This is a genomic window from Marinobacter sp. KMM 10035, from assembly GCF_046537445.1.
GTDB classification, from domain to species: domain Bacteria; phylum Pseudomonadota; class Gammaproteobacteria; order Pseudomonadales; family Oleiphilaceae; genus Marinobacter; species Marinobacter sediminicola.
The window spans coordinates 952518-972624 of record NZ_JBBVMG010000001.1 but is presented as its reverse complement, the minus strand read 5'-3'; the positions used below and the strand labels follow the sequence as shown (position 1 = coordinate 972624).

Below are 20107 nucleotides of genomic sequence, written 5' to 3'. Positions count from 1 at the left end.
CTTATTCCAATAAGAGCAATTGAATTTTGTAGCGCATAACTCCCAATGCGCAGAAGAGGCTATACGAAGATGGCAACCTACGACTCCCTGTTTTCAGCACTTGGGTTAAAAGACTGGTGCGCGAAAGGTAAAGAAGACGGCCCGATGTCGATGGCTGATCTGCTCGCCAAGGCCAAGGGCAAAGATGCAGAGCCAGAATCGCTATGGGACGTACCATTCCCATCGTTGGATACTCTCAACGACTCCTGCGCCGCATTCCCTCAATCGAGGGAGCTTACAAAAGGCCTTGAGGAGGGGTTTCTCGCAGTAAAAGACAACCTTAGCCTGGTGCTTGACCCGCTAACCCAGCCACTGAGCTGGGCGCTTGACGGCGCCCTCTACGGCATGCTCAATACCCCCTGGTGGATCGTTATTCCCATCATGTTGGCGGTCGTTTTTCTGGTCACAAAATCCTGGAAACTGGTGCTTTTTGTGGGCGTCAGCATCTGTCTTTTGGCGTTCATCGATTACTACGAATACGCTATGCAGACCCTTGCCATCATTTTCGTCTGCGCCTTTCTTTGCGTGCTGTTTGGAGTGCCCATAGGCATAGCCATGTCCAGAAGTAACACCATGGAGCGACTTACGATTCCGGTTCTGGATATGCTGCAAACCTTGCCGCCGTTCGTCTATCTGATCCCACTGATTTTCCTGTTCAGCGTGACCGAATCCAAGCTCTACGGTATCGCAATTATCCTCTACGCCATTGTGCCGGTGGTGCGGCTAACCAATCTTGGTATTCGGCTGGTCGACAAGGATGTGATCGAAGCAGCTGATGCCTTCGGCATGACACCACGGCAAAAGCTGTACAAGGTTCAGATTCCTTTGGCTCTGCCTAACATCATGGCTGGCGTAAACCAGACCATCATGATGAGCCTCGCCATGGTTGTTATCGCTTCGCTTGTGTCTGCACCAGGCCTGGGTGTTCTGGTACTTCGCGGCATCCGTAATCTGGAGCTCGGTGTCGGCCTGGTTGCCGGCCTCGGCATCGTTATCCTGGCCGTGGTTCTTGACCGGGTTACCAAAGCATCTCTGGCACGCATCAATGCCACCCAAAAGCAGTGAGGACAGCACGTGGCAAATGACATAAAGATTTCCATCAAAAACCTCTACAAGATCTTCGGTCCTACGCCAGACGTAGCGCTTGAATATGTAAAACGGGGCATGAACAAGGCGGATCTTCTGGATCAGCAAAACCACGTTCTGGGCCTGAGAGACATCAACGTGGATATCTATGATGGCAAGATCACCGTGATCATGGGGCTCTCGGGTTCCGGTAAATCAACGCTGATCCGCCATCTGAACCGCCTTATTGAGCCTACCGCTGGAGAAATTCGCCTTGATGGCAAGAACGTTCTCGAATTGAACGAAGAAGAACTGCGCCAACTAAGGCGCGAACAAATGTCCATGGTGTTCCAGAAGTTTGCCTTGCTGCCCCACAAAACGGTGCTTGAAAACGCTGGCATGGCGCTCAACATTCGTGGTTCAAAAGTCGCAGACTTCGAAAGTGAAGCGGTTAAGTGGCTGGCCAGGGTTGGGTTAGAGGGCAACGAGAACCAGTTTCCCCATCAGTTGTCCGGTGGCATGCAGCAACGGGTGGGCATAGCCCGGGCGCTGGTTTCCAACTCACCCGTGATGTTGATGGACGAAGCTTTTTCTGCACTGGACCCCCTGATCCGTTCAGACATGCAGGATTTGCTGCTGGAGCTTCAGAGCGAACTTCAGAAAACCATTATTTTCATCACCCACGATCTGGACGAAGCACTGAAACTGTCCGATCACCTGGTGATACTCAAAGACGGGGAAGTGGTTCAGCAAGGTGACCCCCAGGACATTCTGCTCAACCCCAACGACCCTTATATTGTCGCCTTTATAAACGATATCAATCGCGCACGGGTTCTTCGGGTACGCTCTATCATGAGCCGCGATGTTGATAAGGATATAGATTATGCAGGTGATCTTTCCGAGAAGGACAATCTTGAAACTGTGCTTTCTCTATCTGGCGGCGATACGGATAAGGTATTCCGGGTAGTACGCAACGGCGAGGCAGTGGGCAGCCTGTGTATGAAAGCACTGACACGCGCGCTGGTTCCCTCAAACGGCTAACCAACGCCACTGCAGCTTAGACGCATTGTTCGGGGCCGATACGAAGTGCGAGTGCGTAGTCTATTATTTCAATATGCTCCTGCCCAAAAACACTCTGGCCACTGACATGTTTCGAGCGATACTTGCAGCCTTACTCATCAGCCTGGCTGGCTGCTCTCCCCCGGATGAAAAGCCAGCCAGCGGTGTACCTCAAACCTCTGACAAGCCTGATAACTCCCTGGCTGCGGATCGCGACAAGCTGACCGTTATTATTGCCGCAGATCCCTGGTGCCCCCATAACTGCACCGCTGGCTCTGACCGCGAGGGCTACGCCATAGATATAGCAAGAGCGGTCTTTGCTGAGGCTGGATACCGCGTCGAATACATAAATACAGGCTGGGCAAGAGCTATTCAACTCGCCAAAGATAACCACGCCGATGCTGTGGCAGGCGCATTTAGAGGGGATGTGCCGAATTTCGTATTCCCCCAGGAACCCAGCGGCGTTTCACGCACACACCTGTACACTAACGCTGAAAGCCAGTGGGTCTATAAGGGTATAGCCTCTCTGAAAGGGCACACACTGCTCGCAATTAACGGCTATTCCTACTCACCTGAACTGGATAGCTACATTGAGCGCAACCGCGAAAACCAAGGCAGCGTATGGCTATTGTCCGGCCCCGATCCCTTGGCCCGCGCGATTATTCTGCTTGATCAACACCGGACAGACGTTTTTGTAGAAGATGAGCTAGTCATGAACTGGGCACTGCAGAACCAGGCTGATTTGCCGGTGCCGCGCAACGCCGGCGAAATTTACCGGGCACCCTTCTTTATAGCATTTTCACCTGCAAACCCGAACGCTGCTGAGCTGGCCCGCATTCTGTCGGGAGGCATTAAAAATCTGCGACAGTCAGGCCGGCTCAATGACATTCTTGCAGGCTACGGGGTGCCTTTGTTCTCGGTTGACTGAAACGCCGTGATTGTCTCCCCCGTGTCCGTTGTCAGCACCAACTCACCGTTGCGCCCAATAGCTGCGAGCTTCACCTTTGACAGGAGCTCCAGAAAGCGATCTTCCTGGTTCATAAGTGCTGGCGCGCAAGCCATTTTCGTTGCAAACATGTGGTCAAAACTCACCCCTTCGGCTGTGAGTTCGTACTGCCCCCCGTAACGGTTGCATGAAGCTCTGCCGGCAACGCGGTTGTCCTCAGAAAACTCGACGGTTATACGGGAGCGATCAATAATGCCTGCGCCTGCAAGGTCTTGAACCACCCACTCAGCACCGCGGAACAGGCGGTCCGGATCACCACCACAACCTTGAAATACCTCTCCATCCAACTCCAGACGAACCTGAGCCGGAAACTGGGCACCAGACATATTGTCTTCACACAGCTGGCGGGCTACTTTCATGGTGAGTTCCTGGCCTTCCAGTTCACCACGAAACTCCCGACCGTGGCGGTTGGCAACGGTTGTTTCCAGAGCAACTTTTTCGGGCTCTCCGGTGTCATAAGGGCGGTTTAGCACCAGCTCCGCGCCTTCTACACGAATGTGCCAAAAAGGCTCATTTCCAGTAGCTTCAAACGGCATTTCCAGCGCACCCGCCTGCAAACACTCGGGATAAGTCTGACCTTTTACAGTAAAGGTGGCCCGCTCACCTTTGCTCCAGAACTGGGTCTGATCATCTCCGGTGGCCACATAAAGTTCACCAGACGCGCTTTGCTTTGGTTTCAGGAGTAGCCGTTTGCCCTGGTAATCAACACCCAGTATATCGCCATCGCCCGCGCTGGCAACCGTGACATCCAGCTGACCACACTGGTAGCTGCCAATAGCACCCGAGGTCTTTGGCCCCGAGGCACACGCGGAGATAAAAAGCCCCGTCGCGGCGACGGCAGATGCCTTCAAAAAGCGCTGCAAGTGCATAGAAAGCCCTTTGCTGTTATTTCGTGAATGAATGCCGGCATCTTAATGTCTCGTATGCCTAAAAACCAATTTCCGCGGCCCAGCACCCTTTAAAAACACGCACCCTGACTGCCCCTTTTACTTTTTATCTACACAACGCGACGCTATGCTAAGCCTTCTCACTCAGGAGGCAGCCCATGGCTCTCAGGCTTTATCAATTTGCTATATCCCACTACTGCGAGAAAATCCGCTGGGCACTGGATTACAAGAATCTCAGTTATGAAACCACAAACCTGTTGCCGGGACAGCACATAAAAACCATGCAAAAGCTCACCAAAGGCGCGGGCGCATCTGTGCCGGTGCTGGTGCATGATGGCGAGGTTATCCAGGGTTCCTCTGACATACTCGACTACCTCGAAAAAACCTATCCTGAAAAGCCTCTCACTCCGATGGATGAGCCTGAAAAATCCGCGGCTCTGGCGTGGGAAAAGCGTCTGGATAATCTGGCGGGTCCTGCCGTGCGCTGCTACTCCTACCACCACTTTTTGCAGCGCCCGAAAATAGTAGTGCCGCTACTGGCCGCAGGCACACCCTTCTACAATCGCATTCTGCTTAGCCTGGCATTCAGCCGCGTAAACGAAATTATGCGGAAGTGGATGAAGATCAACGAGAAAACTGCCGAAGAATCGAGGAAGGTACTGGAAGAGTTACTGACTGAATTGGCAGAAATCTACAGCCAGCAGCCGTTTCTGGCGGGTGACTCATTCTCCCGAGCAGATCTCACAGCCGCATCCCTTTTTGCGCCGCTTTTTCAGCCTGAGGCCTACCCGGTTCCCTGGCCAAAGCCTGCGCGAATTCCGAAGGAAATCAAGGGCTGGCTTACAGAATGGCAGCCCCAACTACAGGTGCTTGCCAAAGTGTACAGCGATAACCGGTAACCCTTTGGCGTAAACCGCTACTCCCGGTGGCGCGATACGACTCTCCCGATTCCACAGGCTCATGCCAGAATGCTGTGGAATCGAAAAGGAGGGACGAGCTGTGTCACTGATCGAAATGATGTTCGCTGTACTTGAAGAAAGTGGCATGCTGCCGATCTGGCAAGCCGTATCCCCTTGGCTGGCGCTGGATGAACGGCAACTTATATTCATGATTGCGACGCCGGTTTTCATTGCGGTAGCAGCCTTTGAGTACACGAAAATAAGGCACAACCCGGCACTGATGGATACTCGCGAAGCCATCCGGAACTTCACGCTAGGGGCGGGTTACCAGGCAACGGAGTTATTGTTCGCGGGCATTATCGCCTTTCCGGTTTACGCCCTCTGCTACCACTACCGCCTGTTTGAACTGGAGCTGAATTGGCTCACAGGCGTCCTTACCTTTCTGGGCGTCGATTTCTGTTTCTACTGGATGCATCGCGCCAGCCACCGCATGCGCTGGTTTTGGGCCGCCCATGTTGTCCACCATTCATCAGAGCGCATGAATTTCTCCACCGCCATGCGCCAGAACGCCACCAACATATTCAATGGCGGCTGGGCATTTTACCTACCCATGGCGCTACTGGGGTTCAATCCGGTCTGGATTGGCATCGTTTACGCGCTGTCTCTGGTGTATCAGTTTTTCGTTCACACCACACTGATCGGGCAGTTGCCCCGTTGGATCGAACAGGTATTCAACACCCCTAGCCATCACCGTGTTCATCATGGCCGCAACCCGGAATATATTGACCAGAATTACGGCGGCACCCTGATCATCTGGGACCGTTTGTTCGGAACCTTTACAGCAGAAGATGCCAACATGCCGGTGGAGTATGGTATTACCCGCCCGGCGCCATCCAACAATCTGCTTGTGCTATGGACACATGAATACGTGGATCTGTTCCGTGACATGGCCCGCCCGGGTAAACTAGCCTCTCGAATAAGCCATCTCTGGAAACCACCAGAGTGGGAACGCCCGACTCCAACAGCGTCCGGAACACACCATGCAAGAGCAATCTCTGAGCCTGAACGGCCAAAATAACCACACCATCACGGGCAGGATTTTTTCCCCAAACATGCCCCGGTCCGTTCTGGTTATCGCCCATGGCATGGCGGAACACGCCGACCGTTATGCTGATTTCGCCCGATGGCTGACCCAACGGAACATTGCTGTTGTGACCATGAATCACAGGGGGCATGGCCCGGCCTGCACTGCTGACCAGCTTGGGCACTACAGTGATACAGGTGGCTGGGAAAAAGTCGTCGACGACCTGAACCGCGTATTACTGGATACCCGGGCGCGCTTCCCCGGAATCCGTCTTGCCCTGCTTGGGCACAGCATGGGGTCGTTCATCGCTCAAAGCTGCGCACAGCAATATCCAGCCTCTCTGGATATGTTGATACTCAGCGCCACCAACCGCATTCACCGACCACAGCTATGGGTATCCGGAATCCTGATTAACGGCATCCGGCGATTCCACGGCAAACATCACCGAAGCCCAACGATTGCAAAAATGTCCTTCGGCAAATTTAACCGCATGTTCAAGCCCAACCGGACCGACTGCGATTGGCTAAGCCGGGATACTGCCGAGGTAGACAAATACATTGCAGACCCGTTCTGCGGATTCGAGTGCACCACAGGCCTGTGGCATGATTTCATTCAAGGAATGCTAACAATCAAGCCTTCCACGTGGCGCAAAGATCTTCCGGTTCACCTGTTTTCCGGTACAGATGACCCCGTAGGGGAAATGGGCAAGGGTATTGCCCGGCACTTTGAAGCCATTCGCCAAGCCGGCGTAAAAGATACCAGCCTTCGGCTATTTGAAGGCGGCCGCCATGAGATGCTGAACGAAACCAACACCGATGAAGTTCGGGAGCATATACTATCGCTACTTGCTCCCAGGGAACCCGAAGCCTGAAATGCCACCCGCCGTGGGTCAGAAAATCAGTCAGGCGAAACATTCTTTACATACTTCGAATAAAAGACCATAAACCATGTCCCGAAAGCCTTATCGTTCATTGGCATGTCTGTTCCTCTTGCTGGCATTCGGCGGCACTGCCTATGCGGCCGATGTGCGCATCGCCGTGGCCGCCAACTTTACCGACACAACACGTGAACTCATTGCTGCCTTTGGTGAAGCAACCGGGCTGGAGGCAGTTGCAAGCTACGGCTCCACCGGCAAGCTTTACGCTCAAATTGATAACGGCGCGCCGTTCGATGTGTTTCTTGCAGCAGACAGCCTTCGCCCGGAGTTGCTTGAGAAAAATGGCCAGGGTGTAACAGGCACCCGCTTCACCTATGCCCGCGGCAAGCTGGCGCTCTGGAGCCCGGTACCCGGTACTTTTGATGATCCCAAAGTCTGGCTTGAGTCTGGCGAGTTTGCGCGCCTGGCGATTGCGAACCCCAAAACAGCACCCTACGGCTTCGCGGCCCAGGAAGTTCTCACCAAACTGCGCCTTTGGGACGCTTTGCAGGATCGCCTGGTTCGCGGCGACTCGATTGCTCAAACCTTTCAGTTTGTCGCCACCACCAATGCCCAGTCCGGCTTTGTTGCTCTCTCACAGGTGCGCGCTTGGGACAACAAAGGCGGTTCGCTCTGGATGATTCCACAAGCCGACTATTCCCCCATCAACCAACAAGCTATTCTTCTGACTCGCAGCGAAAAGAACCATGCAGCCCGGCAGTGGCTTGAGTTCCTGCGCGGCGACAAAGCCCGAGGCATCATTGAAAGTTTTGGGTATGAGACCGACCACTAAAACGTAACCCGGCCAACTCCATGGACATATACTGGGAGCCAGTGTGGCTCACCTTGAAGCTTGCAGGTTTTACCACCGCCATACTTCTGGTGGTGGGAACGCCCATCGCTTGGTGGCTAGCTCGTAGTAATCACTGGGTAAGGCAACCCATTGCAGCGATTGTTGCCCTGCCCCTGGTATTGCCGCCTACGGTTCTGGGGTTCTACCTGCTGGTGCTGATGGGTCCGAAAGGCATGGTTGGCCAGATCACCGAGCAGTTGGGGCTTGGCTTATTGCCCTTCACCTTTGAAGGTCTGGTCATTGCATCGGTTATCTATTCCCTGCCATTTACCGTTCAGCCCCTGCAAAACGCATTCGCCTCCATTAACCAGCAGCTTCTTGAAGTCGCATCCACACTTCGGGCGTCGCCCCGGGATCGCTTTTTTTCTATCGTGATTCCCTTGGCAAGGCCGGGGTTTCTGACCGCCAGCGTGCTCACCTTCGCCCATACCATCGGCGAATTTGGCGTTGTACTTATGATCGGCGGCAACATACCCGGTGAAACCAAGGTGCTTTCGGTGGCCATTTACGACCATGTGGAATCCCTGGAGTATACCCAGGCCCACTGGCTGGCTGCGGGCATGGTTGTCTTCTCCTTTGTGGTGCTAGTAACCCTGTATTCACTTAATGGCCGACTGCAGTCCGGGCTGGTGAGATGATGGGCACCTCAGGAATACAGGCGCGTTTCGCCTGCAAGGTTGGGACATTTGAACTGGACGTTGATCTGAACCTCCCGGGTAGCGGGCTCACCGCCCTGTTCGGGCATTCAGGCTGTGGCAAAACAACCTTGCTGCGCTGCATGGCAGGCCTGCAGGCGGCAGAAGGCACCATGCGCGTTAACGGTGACGAATGGCAGAACAAAACCAGTAGCCGCCCCGTTCATCAACGGCCGCTGGCCTACGTGTTTCAGGAAACCAGTCTGTTCCCTCACCTCTCGGTAAAGCGCAACCTGATGTACGGGTACAAACGCATTCCGCAAAGCGACCGCCAAATATCCTTCGATCAGGCGGTTGAATGGCTGGGGCTCTCGCGCCTGCTTGGCCGCATGCCGGAGAAACTCTCTGGCGGGGAGCGCCAGCGTGTAGCCATTGCCCGCGCACTGCTCACAAGCCCCAAATTGCTGCTGATGGATGAACCCCTGTCTGCCCTCGACCAGGCCAGCAAACAGGACATCATGCCCTACCTGGAAGCCCTGCGGGACAACCTTGCCATCCCCATGCTCTATGTGTCCCACTCCACAGCCGAAGTTGCACGGCTGGCGGACCACATTGTGATGATGAATGGCGGACGGGTTGTTGCAGAAGGCCCACTGCAGCAGATTATGGCTCGCACGAACCAGCCCTTTGGGCTTGAGGACGATGCAGGGGTAATTCTCGATGCCACCCTGTCGGAAAGGGATGAGCAGTGGCATCTGTGCCGTGCGGATTTTGAGGGAGGCCACCTCTGGCTGCGCGCAGATGAACGCCTGATGATCGGGCAGAAAATTCGGCTACAAGTGCTCGCAAGGGATGTCAGCCTGGCCCGGAGCGAGCAAACCGACCAGAGCATCCAGAATCTGCTGCCTGCGATCGTTGATGAAGTAGCCTTGGAGGTCAGCCCGGGCACATCCATTGTGCGCTTACTGGCTGGGAAAACCCCTTTTCTTTCACGCCTGACCAGCCGGGCCGTGCACGCTCTGGCCATTGAGCCCGGGCAGCACGTCTGGTTGCAGATCAAGTCCGTCGCCATTGTTGATTGATCAACCGGACCGGGTTATGGCCCTTTTGGCCACAGCCTCTGCGGATTCAGACACGTAAGCTTCTTTGCACACACCGTTCAACTCCTGATAACGGGCCTGCAATGATGTACAGCACTCACCGTATCACCAGTAACAACATCTCACTGCATGCCGTGACCGAAGGGAATCCAGACGGCATACCTCTGGTTCTGGTTCACGGGTACCCGGACAACCACCGTGTGTGGGACAAGGTTGTTGACGCTCTGGCGTCAGATTTCTTTCTCGTGCGCTACGACGTTCGAGGGGCTGGCCTTTCAGACAAGCCGGTTCGCACGCGGGACTATCGCTTATCGCTGCTGGCAAAGGATCTTGAGGCCGTTGTGGATCAGCTATTGCCCAACCGTCAGTTTCATATAGTCGCCCACGACTGGGGCTCCATACAGAGCTGGGAGTCTGTGGGCTCAGGCCCACTTCAGAATCGCATTCTTTCCTTCACATCGATTTCTGGCCCCTGCCTCGATCATGTCGGGGCCTGGCTAAGAACACAGTCATCAAACCTGACTGGTGGTGGGCCAATGAGAGTGGCCAAGCAGTTGCTTAAATCCTGGTACATTTTTCTGTTTCAGCTGCCCGTTATACCGGAAGCCATTTGGAGTATGGGGCTTGATAGAAAGTGGCCAGTTATATTGCAGAAGCGGGAGGGGGTGGCAGATGCATGTTTCAGCGGCGCGCAGAAGGAGGACGGGCGTTACGGAGTGCAATTGTACCGGGCCAACTTTTTGTCCCGCCTGCTCAGGCCGCAACCAAGGTTCGCAAGCTGCCCGGTGCAACTGATTATTCTGACGCAAGACAGTTATGTGGGTGCCGACTTGTTCGGGCAGCTAAACCAATGGGCGGGCAAACTTACTCAAGTGCAATTAAACGCACCGCACTGGGCGCAGCTCACAGAGCCAGACGCCGTTGCCAGTGCAGTACGCAGCTTTATTCGCTCTTAGCGGGTTCCGAAAACCACCATGGTTTTGCCTTTCACCCTCACAAGCCCCTGATCTTCCAGGGTTTTAAGCACTCTGCCAACCATTTCCCGGGAACAGCCTACAATGCGGCCAATTTCCTGACGGGTGATTTTGATCTGCATGCCATCCGGGTGAGTCATGGCGTCTGGCTCCTTGCACAGGTCGAGCAAGGTACGGGCAACCCGGCCCGTTACGTCCAGGAATGCCAGATCGCCCACTTTACGGGTAGTCTGGCGCAGGCGCGAAGCCATTTGCTCGCCAATAAAGTAGAGAACCCCAAGATCCTGCTGGGCAATTTCCCGGAACTTGGGGTAACTAATTTCCGCCACCTCGCACTCGGTTTTCGCCTTCACCCAAGCACTGCGGGAATCCATATTATCGAACAGCCCCATCTCGCCAAAAAAGTCTCCGGCGTTGAGGTAGGCCATAATCATCTCGCGGCCATCATCATCTTCAATGATTACCGTGACGGAACCCTTAACGATGTAAAAGAGGGAGTCGCTTTTGTCGCCCGCGTAAATAATGGTGCTCTTGGCCGGGTAGCGGCGGCGATGGCACTGAGAAAGAAAATAGTCGAGATGTTTGGTTTTCTGCTCAACTGGCTTAATGATAGTGGCCATAGTGCGGGTAGTGCCTCCTCAAATACTGGCGGGATCCGATGTTTGTTGTTCACCCGGCTTTCCCTGCGGGTTTATTTTTTGCCAAATAACATAACAACTTATAGCAAGAAGGTCTGCTTCGGGCAACTGGAAACAGTATACCGAATGTATCAAGAGCATTCGCCATCGACTGCCACAGGCTATCGGTTATGCTAGCATCCTGTCCATTCGATACCATCCAGGTGGGCCCTTGCCCGCCACCGCGCTAAAGGAGCACACCCTTAATGAAAGCAACCGTCGACTGGACCGGCAACGCCAGCTTCCGAGCTACCAGTGGCACTGGCCACTCTGTGCAGATGGATGGCCCACCCGATCACGGTGGCGAAAACCTCGGCCCCCGCCCCATGGAGCTGTTGCTGATGGGCCTTGGTGGCTGTTCATCTTTTGATGTGATGAGCATTCTGAAAAAGAGCCGCCAGGATGTTACCGCCTGCCATGCCGAGCTGGAAGCCGAGCGCGCGGATGCTGTGCCTTCAGTGTTCACCAGGATTCACCTGCACTTTGTGGTGACCGGCCACAACCTGAAAGAAAGCCAGGTAAAACGTGCTGTTAGTTTGTCTGCTGAGAAGTATTGTTCTGCTTCGATTATGCTTGAAAAAGCCGGTGTGGAAATCAGCCACAGCCATGAAATCCGGGCCGCAGCCCAAGCCTGACCCACAGCACTATTCAATACTCAACGGGGCGTGCATAATACCGCCCTTTCTCCGCCGGCTTGAACAAAAGGTGAACAACCTGAATCCTTGCCGGTGGCGGCCTGCGCAGAGCGTGTAACGACCGCCCTGCCGTCATTCATCTCCATAGATCGGAGGGCCTGAGCATGGAATCAAAACTCCAGTTGCACGGTTTCAACAACCTGACGAAATCCCTGAGCTTCAATATCTACGACATCTGCTATGCGCAGACTGAAGAGCAGCGCGAAGGCTATATTGACTACATCGATGAGATGTATAACGCAGAGCGCCTTACCCAGATTCTGACCGATGTGGTCAAGATCATTGGCGCAAATGTGCTCAACATCGCCCGTCAGGATTACGAGCCCCATGGGGCATCGGTGACCATGCTCATCGCCGAGCATGAACTGACCGACGGTGAAGAGCCCGACAACGAAGAGTCACCCGGCCCGCTACCCGACACCATCGTAGCTCACCTGGACAAGAGCCACGTGACGGTACACACCTATCCCGAGAGTCACCCCCACGAGGGAATCAGTACCTTCCGGGCAGACATCGATGTGTCCACCTGCGGCCTGATATCGCCCTTGAAGGTTTTGAACTATCTGATTCACAGCTTCGATTCGGATGTGGTGACCGTTGACTACCGTGTACGTGGCTTTACCCGCGATGTAGACGGCACCAAGCATTACATTGATCACGACATCAACTCGATCCAGAACTACCTGACCGAAGATACGCAGAATGCTTATCAGATGATCGATGTGAACGTGTATCAGGAAAACCTTTTCCACACCAAAATGATGGTGAAAGAGTTCAACCTCGACAACCACGTTTTCGGTGAAAATGCGGAAGATCTTGACCCTGAGATTGCGCGCACGATTGAAGAGCGACTTCGCCGCGAAAAGCTGGAGATATTCTACTCACGCAACATGGAGTAAGAGTACCCGGCAAGGCCTCTGCCAGGCGAAGCTCTGGCAGATTCAGGCGAAGGACTTCTGTGCGATCAGGCGCTGCACCATCGGTCTTACAATAAGATCCATGGCCAGCGCCATTTTTGTGCCTGGAATAACCAGAGTGTCGTGGCGTGATAGGGTACTGTTCTGAATCGCTTGCAGCAGGTAGGAAAAATCTACTTCTGAAGCATCCCGGAACCGGATAACAAACATGCTTTCGTCTTCGGTAGGCACATCCCGGACCACGAACGGGTTGGACGTATCCACCAGAGGGATGCGCTGGAAGTTGATATGGGTATGTGAAAACTGCGGCACTATATCGTGAACGTAGTCATCCATACGGTTGATAATGGTTGTAACCACGGCTTCCTGACTGTACCCGCGCTGATGGGTGTCCCGGTGTATTTTCTGAATCCACTCCAGGTTTACGATAGGCACCACGCCAATCATCAAGTCCACGTACTGGGCAATATTGTAGGCTTCACTGACTACCGCCCCGTGCAAGCCCTCGTAAAACAGCAAATCCGTGTCTGCCTGCAAAGATCCCCAAGCCGTAAAGGTGCCCGGCTTATGGCCTTCGGCCTGCAGGTCGCGATCTTCATCGTGCACATACTGCCGGTACCGGCCATTGCCTGTGTGGCTGTAGTCGTAAAACAGCGCTTCCAACTTGTCGATGTGATTGGCGGCAAGGGCAAAGTGGTTGCGCTCACCAAACTGACCCTTTGCAGCCAGCCGAGCCATCTGCTCACGGTTGTAGCGGTGAAAACTGTCGCCGCTGACCATCGCCGCCGCTAGCCCCTCATTCGCAAACATGCGCCGAAATATCTGGCCTGTGGTACTGGTGCCCGCACCGGACGAGCCGGTTACGGCAATAATGGGATGACGTTTTGACATGGCTGAAGTGCGCCGTCGGTTGTATATAATTCTGGTGAATGTTGGATGTTCGCCATGAAGACGTCAGGCAAGGCTGTCGAGCGAGCGGGGCTTTTCAATCACAAATCCCTGAGCGTAATCCACGCCCAACTGCCTCAGTGTATCCAGAACGTCGCGGGATTCAACCTGGCTGGCAATCACTTCCCGGTCCATGTAATGCGCCATATCCACCATGGACTGCACCATGGCACGATCGGTTTCGCTGGTGCTGAGCTGGCCAGTGAAGGCGCTGTCTATCTTGATCAAATCCACCGGGAGCGAGCGCATGAACTCGAACGAACTGGGCCCACTGCCGAAATTTCCGAGGCAGAACCTGCAACCAAGCTCCTTCATCTCGATAATAAAGTCTGCCACCGCCTGTACATCATTGATTGCTGAGGCTTCTGTTACTTCGAACCAGAGACGCTCGATGGGCGCGTCTTTTTCACTCAGCTTTTCATAGATATGCTCAAGCAGCGACTGGTCGTTCAAAGAATAACCTGAGAGATTAATACACACTCCGCCAAGGTGGCGGGGATCAGGCGCCTGCACCCGCAGCCAATCCAGCATATGGCCAACCACCCAGCGATCTACCGCTTGCATGCGATCATACCGCTCTGCCATGCGCACAAAATCACGCCCGGTAATCAGCACCCCGGCGTCATCGTACATGCTGATCAGCACTTCGTACTGTGCCGCCATTTTGGTACGGCTGTGCAGTGGAATAATTTTCTGGCAACGCAAGAGCATGCGCTCTTCGTCGAGATCACCAAGGCTGGCGACTTTCGCCGCTATCTGCTCCTGCCGCGCCTGATCGCCGGCATCCAGAGAATACTCCACCACCTTGCCAAGACCTTTCGTTCTGGCGCTACCTAAAGCCTGTTCAGACGCTCGCAGCCAGCGCTCGGCGCTAACCAAACCAGGCAACTCCGGCACAACACCTATACAGGCAGACAACTGATAGTTGCGCTCACCATAAACAAACTCAGCCGCTTCGACAGCCAGAATAAGATTGCGGGCTGCATCGTCTGCGTTTTCCGCTGGCACCAGCATGCCAAACTCGTTCCCCGCGAGCCTTGCCAGAGGCATTCCGTCCCCTACATGTTCTCGCAACAAATCCGCCACACGTTTGAGCGCATCGTCACCCGCCTGATAACCCGCTGTGTCATTCAATAACCGGAACTTGCGCAGATCCAGCCTGAGCAGCGAGCGCTCGTCTTCGCGTCTTGCTAATTGCTGGTCAAGCATTCGCTCAAATTCACGGCGACCGAGCAGCCCTGTGAGCTCGTCGTGGGTGGAGGCCCAGGATAACTGGTCATAAACTTTGCGCACCATTCGGTCGATGCTCTCATCCACCAACGGCCGCTCGTATTGGCCATCGGGCACGATAATTCCTTTGCGCATCTGGCGTGCCAGGGCTTCCAGCTCAAGTTCCACGACCCGCATACCCTGGTGGTTCACAAACACGAACCGGGTGAATCCACGAGCCACCCAGACCAGACGGATATACTGCGGCTCGTCGGGCTTTTCCTGATCCCGAAGCCAATCACCCGTACGCAGCCTCTGGGCGCGATTTATCCAGCGCTGCAGACTGCGCTGTTCGCGCTCAGACAGCGACTGCTTAAGATCTTTGACAGGTTGTGTTTTAGGCACTTCCACCATTTCCGGCGGGCTCTCAGGACTGCGCACCAGAAACTGTTTCAGCTCATCCCGTATCTGGGATGATGGCAGGTGGTTACTGGAAATAGACGCTAGCCCATCCTGAATAACCCGGAGCAATTCCGGCAGGTTTATGGCGGAATCACGATCTTCTGAAAACGTCAGCAGCGAATCGACAACCGCAAGGTAGTCGTCCCAGATCTGGCTGTCCGGGCCCTGGCGAATCCAGGTCAGTGACAGCAAATCCCGCCAGCCGCCATCCAACAGACTGAGCACCGCTTTCGGAACCTTCCGGCCCGCCAGGTTCTGGCTCAACATCTCCGCTACGGCAACCTTCGATTCCGCTACTTTTTGAGCGCCTTCGGCTGCGGCAGTTACCCGTTCGACGTTGCGCCGATAAACAAGGTTCTGCCGGTCAATCAAGCCATCCAACTCTTGCACAGTGTGTTCAAAAACGCCGGTATCCTGCTCAAACTCGGTAGTGATACGCTGGACAAGCTCATCAACCTTACGCTGCACCACCGGGTTCAGACGACCACCCTTGACACCCAACTGGGCCAGTCGGTTCATAACCCCTCTAACCGGGCTGTTTTTGTCGTCAAAAAAGGCGGGGTCGCGCATCACCACTTTCAATACCGGAACCTGAAGCTGGCGCATTCGCTCTTGAGCGTATTCGCTGAGCTTCGGGCTCTCAGTAATCGAGTGAAAAAAACGGTCTACAACATCCAGTGTACTTTGTTGTTCATCATCCAGTTTCTTGCCGCCCATCTCGCGGACTTTTTCCACCACCCGCTCGCGCAGGGGGACAACATTATTTGTCGCTTCAACCGGCTCCGCCTGCAGTTGTTGGAGTTCGCGCTGCAATTCACCGGGGGACATAGGCTGGGCGTTAACGGGAAAAGGTGCTGGCGCAGCACTATCGCCTTTGGCCCGGGTAGCTGAGAGTGTTCCCAGCAGGTTCCGCACGGTCGCAAAGGCTGTTTGAGCCGCCTGGGCATAGCCTCGGAACTCACTACCCACCCGGGATTTTCCGGCGCCGGCGTCACGGGGCACTGACGGTTCTGTGCCGGGCTGAGCCTGATTATTTTGCCGCGCAGTGTTACGCGTTGATTCCAACGGCGCAGACACAGGCTGTGGCGGGCTTTGCTCCTCTGCTGACTTACCATCAGGACTACTGGCGGTTTGCTCACTCAGGTACTTACTGAGATCGAGATCCGGCAGTACGCCATGGCGAATCAGAATATTGTTCAGTTCCTTATAAAGTGGACCAAGGTGGTGCAGGACTGACTGCTCAAACACCTTCAGGCAAATTTTCTCGACTTCTCTGGAAGCCTTGAGCTGAGAAAGCCCCCCATGAAAGGACTCACACACGAGCGATGGTCCTAGCGGATTGTGGTGCCCGGTCGCGTTGGCTATGCCCAGCTTGTCCAACCGAAGCTTGAGCTGAAGAAGGTCCTTGCGATATTGGGTGTCGGCTTTTGTCACCATTACCCGGATAGTCAGCCAGTCCTCAAACTCTCCTTTGTCCACAACAGACAGTTCGGAACCCGGGAAGCCTTTAGGCGCAGGTTTAAGCGGCGATTCGAGACTACGAGCCATCTGATGCCAGATAACCCGTTGCCGGGCCTTAACCTGGCCCGAAAAATCCATTAACTCGTTCGCCTGCTGATCATTTGTAGCTTTCTGCGCCGCTGCTTTCAGGGTATCGGCCATTTGCACAAAGCAGGCATCCATAAGCGGTTCTATGTGCTGGATAACCGCCCTCGCCGACTGGTGCAGGACAAACTGGACTCGCTCACTCGGAGCGCGTAATGAAGCCCGTGCCTGGCTATCGGACCCGCCACATTGCTGCAGCATAGACGCAACGGCTTCCGGGTTATTGCGGGTGAAACTGACGCCCATAGCACCATCAATACGCCTGGCAACACTAACGCGAAGCTCATGTCGCTGCTTACCATCGGGGCCGCGGAATCGCACAGTCAGTTCAGGTCGACCTGCCGTGGCAAACGCCCGGTCCAGTTTACGGGATGTCTCACCGGAGTAGCGGACAAAAAGCCCTTCAGGGCAAAAATCCGCAATCTGGCACGGCCATGTCTCACCCGTGCCCAGGTCAATCTGGGCAGCAAGCTTGATAGGTTTGCGTGGGCTGCTTCGACGTTCTCTCGGATCCATGAACTACCTGATGTTGCGCAAAGCCGGGGCGGCCGGAAATTCTGCTCGCCAGCGACTAACGTCCCTGAAAAGTGGCCGCTGCCACCTGCTTCTATAAATTAATGCTGGTGCTTAATACCAATACGATAAGTGTACTATAGCGATCAGTGACGGACACATATACCGCCTAACCGTAACATCTTGGTCTATGAAACAGCTTAGTCAGATATATACAGTTTTACTACTGATAACACTACTGAATGGCTGCACCACAATCAGCTACTACACTCAGGCCGTTCGCGGCCACCTGGCTCTAACTATAGCGGGTAAACCGGTCGACAGCCTGATTGCCAGCGAAGACACGCCACCAGAGCTCCGGGACAAGCTTGCCCTATCCCGCGAGGCGCTGCTGTTTGCAAAGGATCGCCTGCGGCTCACGCCCGGAGCGGCCTTTACTGACTATGTGGTTCTTGAACAGCCCTGGGTTGTGGTCAATCTTGTGGCGGCACCTGAATTTTCCCTGCAACCTCACCAATGGTGTTATCCGGTGCTGGGTTGCCAAGCCTACCGGGGTTACTTTCACCTTGAGGATGCCCGCAAAGAAGAGCAAAACTACCGCGCCAAGGGCTACGATACCTTTATAGGTGGGGTCACCGCCTATTCGACTTTGGGCTGGTTTGACGACCCACTGCACTCCGGTTTTACCAATCTTGCAGATGATCGCATGGTGGCCCTGATGTTCCACGAGTTAGCCCACCAGGTGATTTATATCAAAGGGGATACTGCCTTCAATGAAAGCTTTGCCACTGCGGTTGAGCTGGAAGGCCTGAGGCTGTGGCTGGATCAAAGAGGCGATTCAAAGGCGTTCGACCGGGCCTTGGCGCAGCTTGAACTGCGCAACGAAACCCATGCCCTGGTGGCTGCTACAAGTGCTAGGCTGGAACAACTCTATAAACAACACGCTGTAGTTTCGCCGAGCAGTCTACGTGAGCGAAAACAACGCCTGTTTGATGAGCTCAATAAACGCTATGAACAACTGCTAACCAGCAGGTCAACCAATATTGGCCCGTTCGGACCTCCCCCGGTGGCTTTCAACAACGCCAGGATTGCGCTTTTCGCCCAATACAACCAGCACGTACCTGCCTTTCGACAGCTAATAAAGCAATCCGGCTACGATTTTCCGGAATTCTACGGGGCCGTAGAGACCCTCTCCCGGAAACCGGATGATCAGCGCCAGCATGCACTGAAAACACTGTCAGAGCGGTTTGAAGAACACTTTTGAATTGCGCTGGGTGTTGTAAGTCGCAAGCTTTGGCCCAGGCAATGCCTGAACCGTGCTGGGCAGGAAGCCGCGTTCACGGAACCAGTGCTCGGTTTGTGTGGTGAGCACAAACAGCTTCTGGATGCCCTGGCTGCGGGCGTGCTTTTCCACCATCAGCAGTATATCGTCGCCCCTGCCAGCCCGCCGATAAGCGGAATCGACCGCGAAGCACGAGAGCTCACCTGCCCCCTCTTCCGGGTAATTGTGCAGGGCAGCGCAGCCCACAATGGTGCCGTCACGCTCTGCAACAACATAGTGCTCAATATCCGTTTCCAGCATTTCCCGCGAACGCCGCACCAGAATGCCTTGTTCTTCCAATGGCTCGATCAGCCCCAGAATGCCGCCAATGTCTTCAGCTCGGGCCTGGCGGATTTGCTCATAGTGGTCGCCACTGACCAGCGTGCCTGTGCCATCCCGGGTGAACAGCTCCTCCAGCAAAGCACCATCGTTCACATAACTGATGAAATGTGCCCTCCTGACGCCCTTTACACATGCGTCGCAGGCGGCGCGCAACAGATCTGCGTCATGCCCGGTAACCGTGCCATCCGCCAACCGCTCGGGCGCCTGGCGGGCCGAGAGTTCGCGAATCAGGGAGCCATCCTGCTCAAGCAAGCCTTGGTCATCAATGAATACGATGAGTTTCTCCACCTGCAAAGCCGCGGCGACCTGACTACCCACATCTTCATAGGAAAGATTGAAGGCGTCTCCGGTGGGCGAATAACCCATAGGCGGAAGCAAAACGATGTGTCCCTGCTCCAACTGCTTTTCAATACCGGCTACGTCAACACGACGCACCTTGCCGGTGTAGCCGAAGTCGATCCCATCCAACACCCCAACCGGCTTCGCAGTAACAAAATTGCCACTGCTTACCCGTATACGTGCATTGTGCATGGGTGAATTCACCAGCCCCATGGACAACTGACTTTCGAGGTGAGCACGGAGGCCACCGGTTGCCTCCATAACCAGAGGCAAATGGATTTCGGGCGTTATACGAAGGCCGCGGGAGAAAGATGACTCCAGACCAGCTTCATCCAGGCGTTTCTGTATCTGCGAGCGGGCGCCATAAGCAACAATCAAGCGCACACCCAAGCTGGCAAGCAGCGTGATGTCATGGATGATATTAATAAAATTTTCGTGCTCAAAGGCATCGCCAGGAATGGTCAGCACTACCGTACGGCCCCGGTGTGCGTTTATATAAGGCGATGAATGGCGAAAAGAATGCAGCCAGTCGTTTGGTTTCAAATGTTATTCCCCAATCGTA

18 protein-coding genes are annotated in these 20107 nt (G+C 54.6%); 13 read left to right on the top strand and 5 right to left on the bottom strand.

The window, feature by feature from the left end; all coding sequences use genetic code 11:
- Positions 1-69: 69 nt before the first annotated feature.
- From AADB16_RS04255 to AADB16_RS04245, 3 genes are all read left to right on the top strand, one after another.
- Positions 70-1104, top strand: coding sequence for an ABC transporter permease (locus AADB16_RS04255; RefSeq protein ID WP_410801600.1), 1035 nt, complete (start codon positions 70-72; stop codon positions 1102-1104).
- Positions 1105-1113: 9 nt separating this feature from the next.
- Positions 1114-2145: a betaine/proline/choline family ABC transporter ATP-binding protein gene (locus AADB16_RS04250; protein ID WP_410801598.1), complete on the top strand. Its 1032-nt coding sequence runs from the start codon at positions 1114-1116 to the stop codon at positions 2143-2145.
- A gap of 106 nt (positions 2146-2251) precedes the next feature.
- The gene (locus tag AADB16_RS04245) at positions 2252-3091 is read left to right on the top strand and encodes a substrate-binding periplasmic protein (protein WP_410801596.1); all 840 of its coding nucleotides are present in this window, start codon (positions 2252-2254) and stop codon (positions 3089-3091) included.
- Here the strand turns inward: AADB16_RS04245 and AADB16_RS04240 are convergent.
- The gene (locus tag AADB16_RS04240) at positions 3061-4038 is read right to left on the bottom strand and encodes an META domain-containing protein (RefSeq protein ID WP_410801594.1); all 978 of its coding nucleotides are present in this window, start codon (positions 4036-4038) and stop codon (positions 3061-3063) included. The genes AADB16_RS04245 and AADB16_RS04240 overlap by 31 nt on opposite strands.
- 176 nt (positions 4039-4214) lie before the next feature.
- On the opposite strand from AADB16_RS04240, the gene AADB16_RS04235 reads away from it, so the two are divergent.
- The 7 genes from AADB16_RS04235 to AADB16_RS04205 all read left to right on the top strand — a co-directional run bounded on the left by AADB16_RS04235 (position 4215) and on the right by AADB16_RS04205 (position 10499).
- The gene (locus AADB16_RS04235) at positions 4215-4955 is read left to right on the top strand and encodes a glutathione S-transferase family protein (protein ID WP_410801592.1); all 741 of its coding nucleotides are present in this window, start codon (positions 4215-4217) and stop codon (positions 4953-4955) included.
- A gap of 100 nt (positions 4956-5055) precedes the next feature.
- The gene (locus AADB16_RS04230) at positions 5056-6033 is read left to right on the top strand and encodes a sterol desaturase family protein (RefSeq protein ID WP_410801591.1); all 978 of its coding nucleotides are present in this window, start codon (positions 5056-5058) and stop codon (positions 6031-6033) included.
- The gene (locus AADB16_RS04225) at positions 5996-6910 is read left to right on the top strand and encodes an alpha/beta hydrolase (RefSeq protein WP_410801589.1); all 915 of its coding nucleotides are present in this window, start codon (positions 5996-5998) and stop codon (positions 6908-6910) included. Before AADB16_RS04230 ends, AADB16_RS04225 begins: the two co-directional genes overlap by 38 nt.
- Before the next feature lie 76 nt (positions 6911-6986).
- Positions 6987-7748 (top strand): molybdate ABC transporter substrate-binding protein, encoded by a 762-nt coding sequence (gene modA, locus AADB16_RS04220; RefSeq protein ID WP_410801587.1) that lies wholly within the window; start codon positions 6987-6989, stop codon positions 7746-7748.
- Between the two features lie 20 nt (positions 7749-7768).
- Positions 7769-8446, top strand: a complete 678-nt coding sequence (gene modB / locus AADB16_RS04215) for a molybdate ABC transporter permease subunit (protein ID WP_410801585.1) — start codon at positions 7769-7771, stop codon at positions 8444-8446.
- Complete coding sequence (modC, locus tag AADB16_RS04210; protein ID WP_410801583.1) at positions 8443-9525, top strand: molybdenum ABC transporter ATP-binding protein; 1083 nt, start codon at positions 8443-8445, stop codon at positions 9523-9525. The genes modB and modC overlap by 4 nt, the downstream gene beginning before the upstream one ends.
- A 101-nt stretch (positions 9526-9626) precedes the next feature.
- Positions 9627-10499, top strand: a complete 873-nt coding sequence (locus tag AADB16_RS04205; RefSeq protein ID WP_410801581.1) for an alpha/beta fold hydrolase — start codon at positions 9627-9629, stop codon at positions 10497-10499.
- Here AADB16_RS04205 and crp read toward each other — a convergent pair.
- Positions 10496-11137: a cAMP-activated global transcriptional regulator CRP gene (crp, locus tag AADB16_RS04200; RefSeq protein ID WP_100638015.1), complete on the bottom strand. Its 642-nt coding sequence runs from the start codon at positions 11135-11137 to the stop codon at positions 10496-10498. The genes AADB16_RS04205 and crp overlap by 4 nt on opposite strands.
- Positions 11138-11400: 263 nt before the next feature.
- Here crp and AADB16_RS04195 point away from each other — a divergent pair, with 263 nt between their 5' ends.
- A complete protein-coding gene (locus AADB16_RS04195; RefSeq protein ID WP_410801579.1) occupies positions 11401-11829 on the top strand; it encodes an OsmC family protein in 429 nt (142 codons plus the stop codon).
- A 164-nt stretch (positions 11830-11993) separates the two neighbouring features.
- Positions 11994-12788 (top strand): adenosylmethionine decarboxylase, encoded by a 795-nt coding sequence (gene speD, locus AADB16_RS04190; protein WP_298452412.1) that lies wholly within the window; start codon positions 11994-11996, stop codon positions 12786-12788.
- A gap of 42 nt (positions 12789-12830) precedes the next feature.
- On the opposite strand, the gene AADB16_RS04185 is transcribed toward speD, so the two are convergent.
- Together AADB16_RS04185 and AADB16_RS04180 are read right to left on the bottom strand one after the other, a co-directional pair.
- On the bottom strand, positions 12831-13697 hold the full coding sequence (locus AADB16_RS04185; protein WP_298452410.1) for a phosphoribulokinase: 867 nt from the start codon (positions 13695-13697) through the stop codon (positions 12831-12833).
- A 63-nt stretch (positions 13698-13760) separates the two neighbouring features.
- Complete coding sequence (locus tag AADB16_RS04180; protein ID WP_410801577.1) at positions 13761-17546, bottom strand: DUF1631 family protein; 3786 nt, start codon at positions 17544-17546, stop codon at positions 13761-13763.
- 187 nt (positions 17547-17733) lie between these two features.
- Between AADB16_RS04180 and AADB16_RS04175 the strand changes: the two genes are divergently transcribed.
- The gene (locus tag AADB16_RS04175; RefSeq protein ID WP_410801576.1) at positions 17734-18807 is read left to right on the top strand and encodes an aminopeptidase; all 1074 of its coding nucleotides are present in this window, start codon (positions 17734-17736) and stop codon (positions 18805-18807) included.
- On the opposite strand, the gene argA is transcribed toward AADB16_RS04175, so the two are convergent.
- Positions 18781-20088, bottom strand: coding sequence for an amino-acid N-acetyltransferase (gene argA, locus AADB16_RS04170; RefSeq protein ID WP_410801574.1), 1308 nt, complete (start codon positions 20086-20088; stop codon positions 18781-18783). The two genes, AADB16_RS04175 and argA, sit on opposite strands and share 27 nt — an antisense overlap.
- Positions 20089-20107 lie beyond the last annotated feature (19 nt).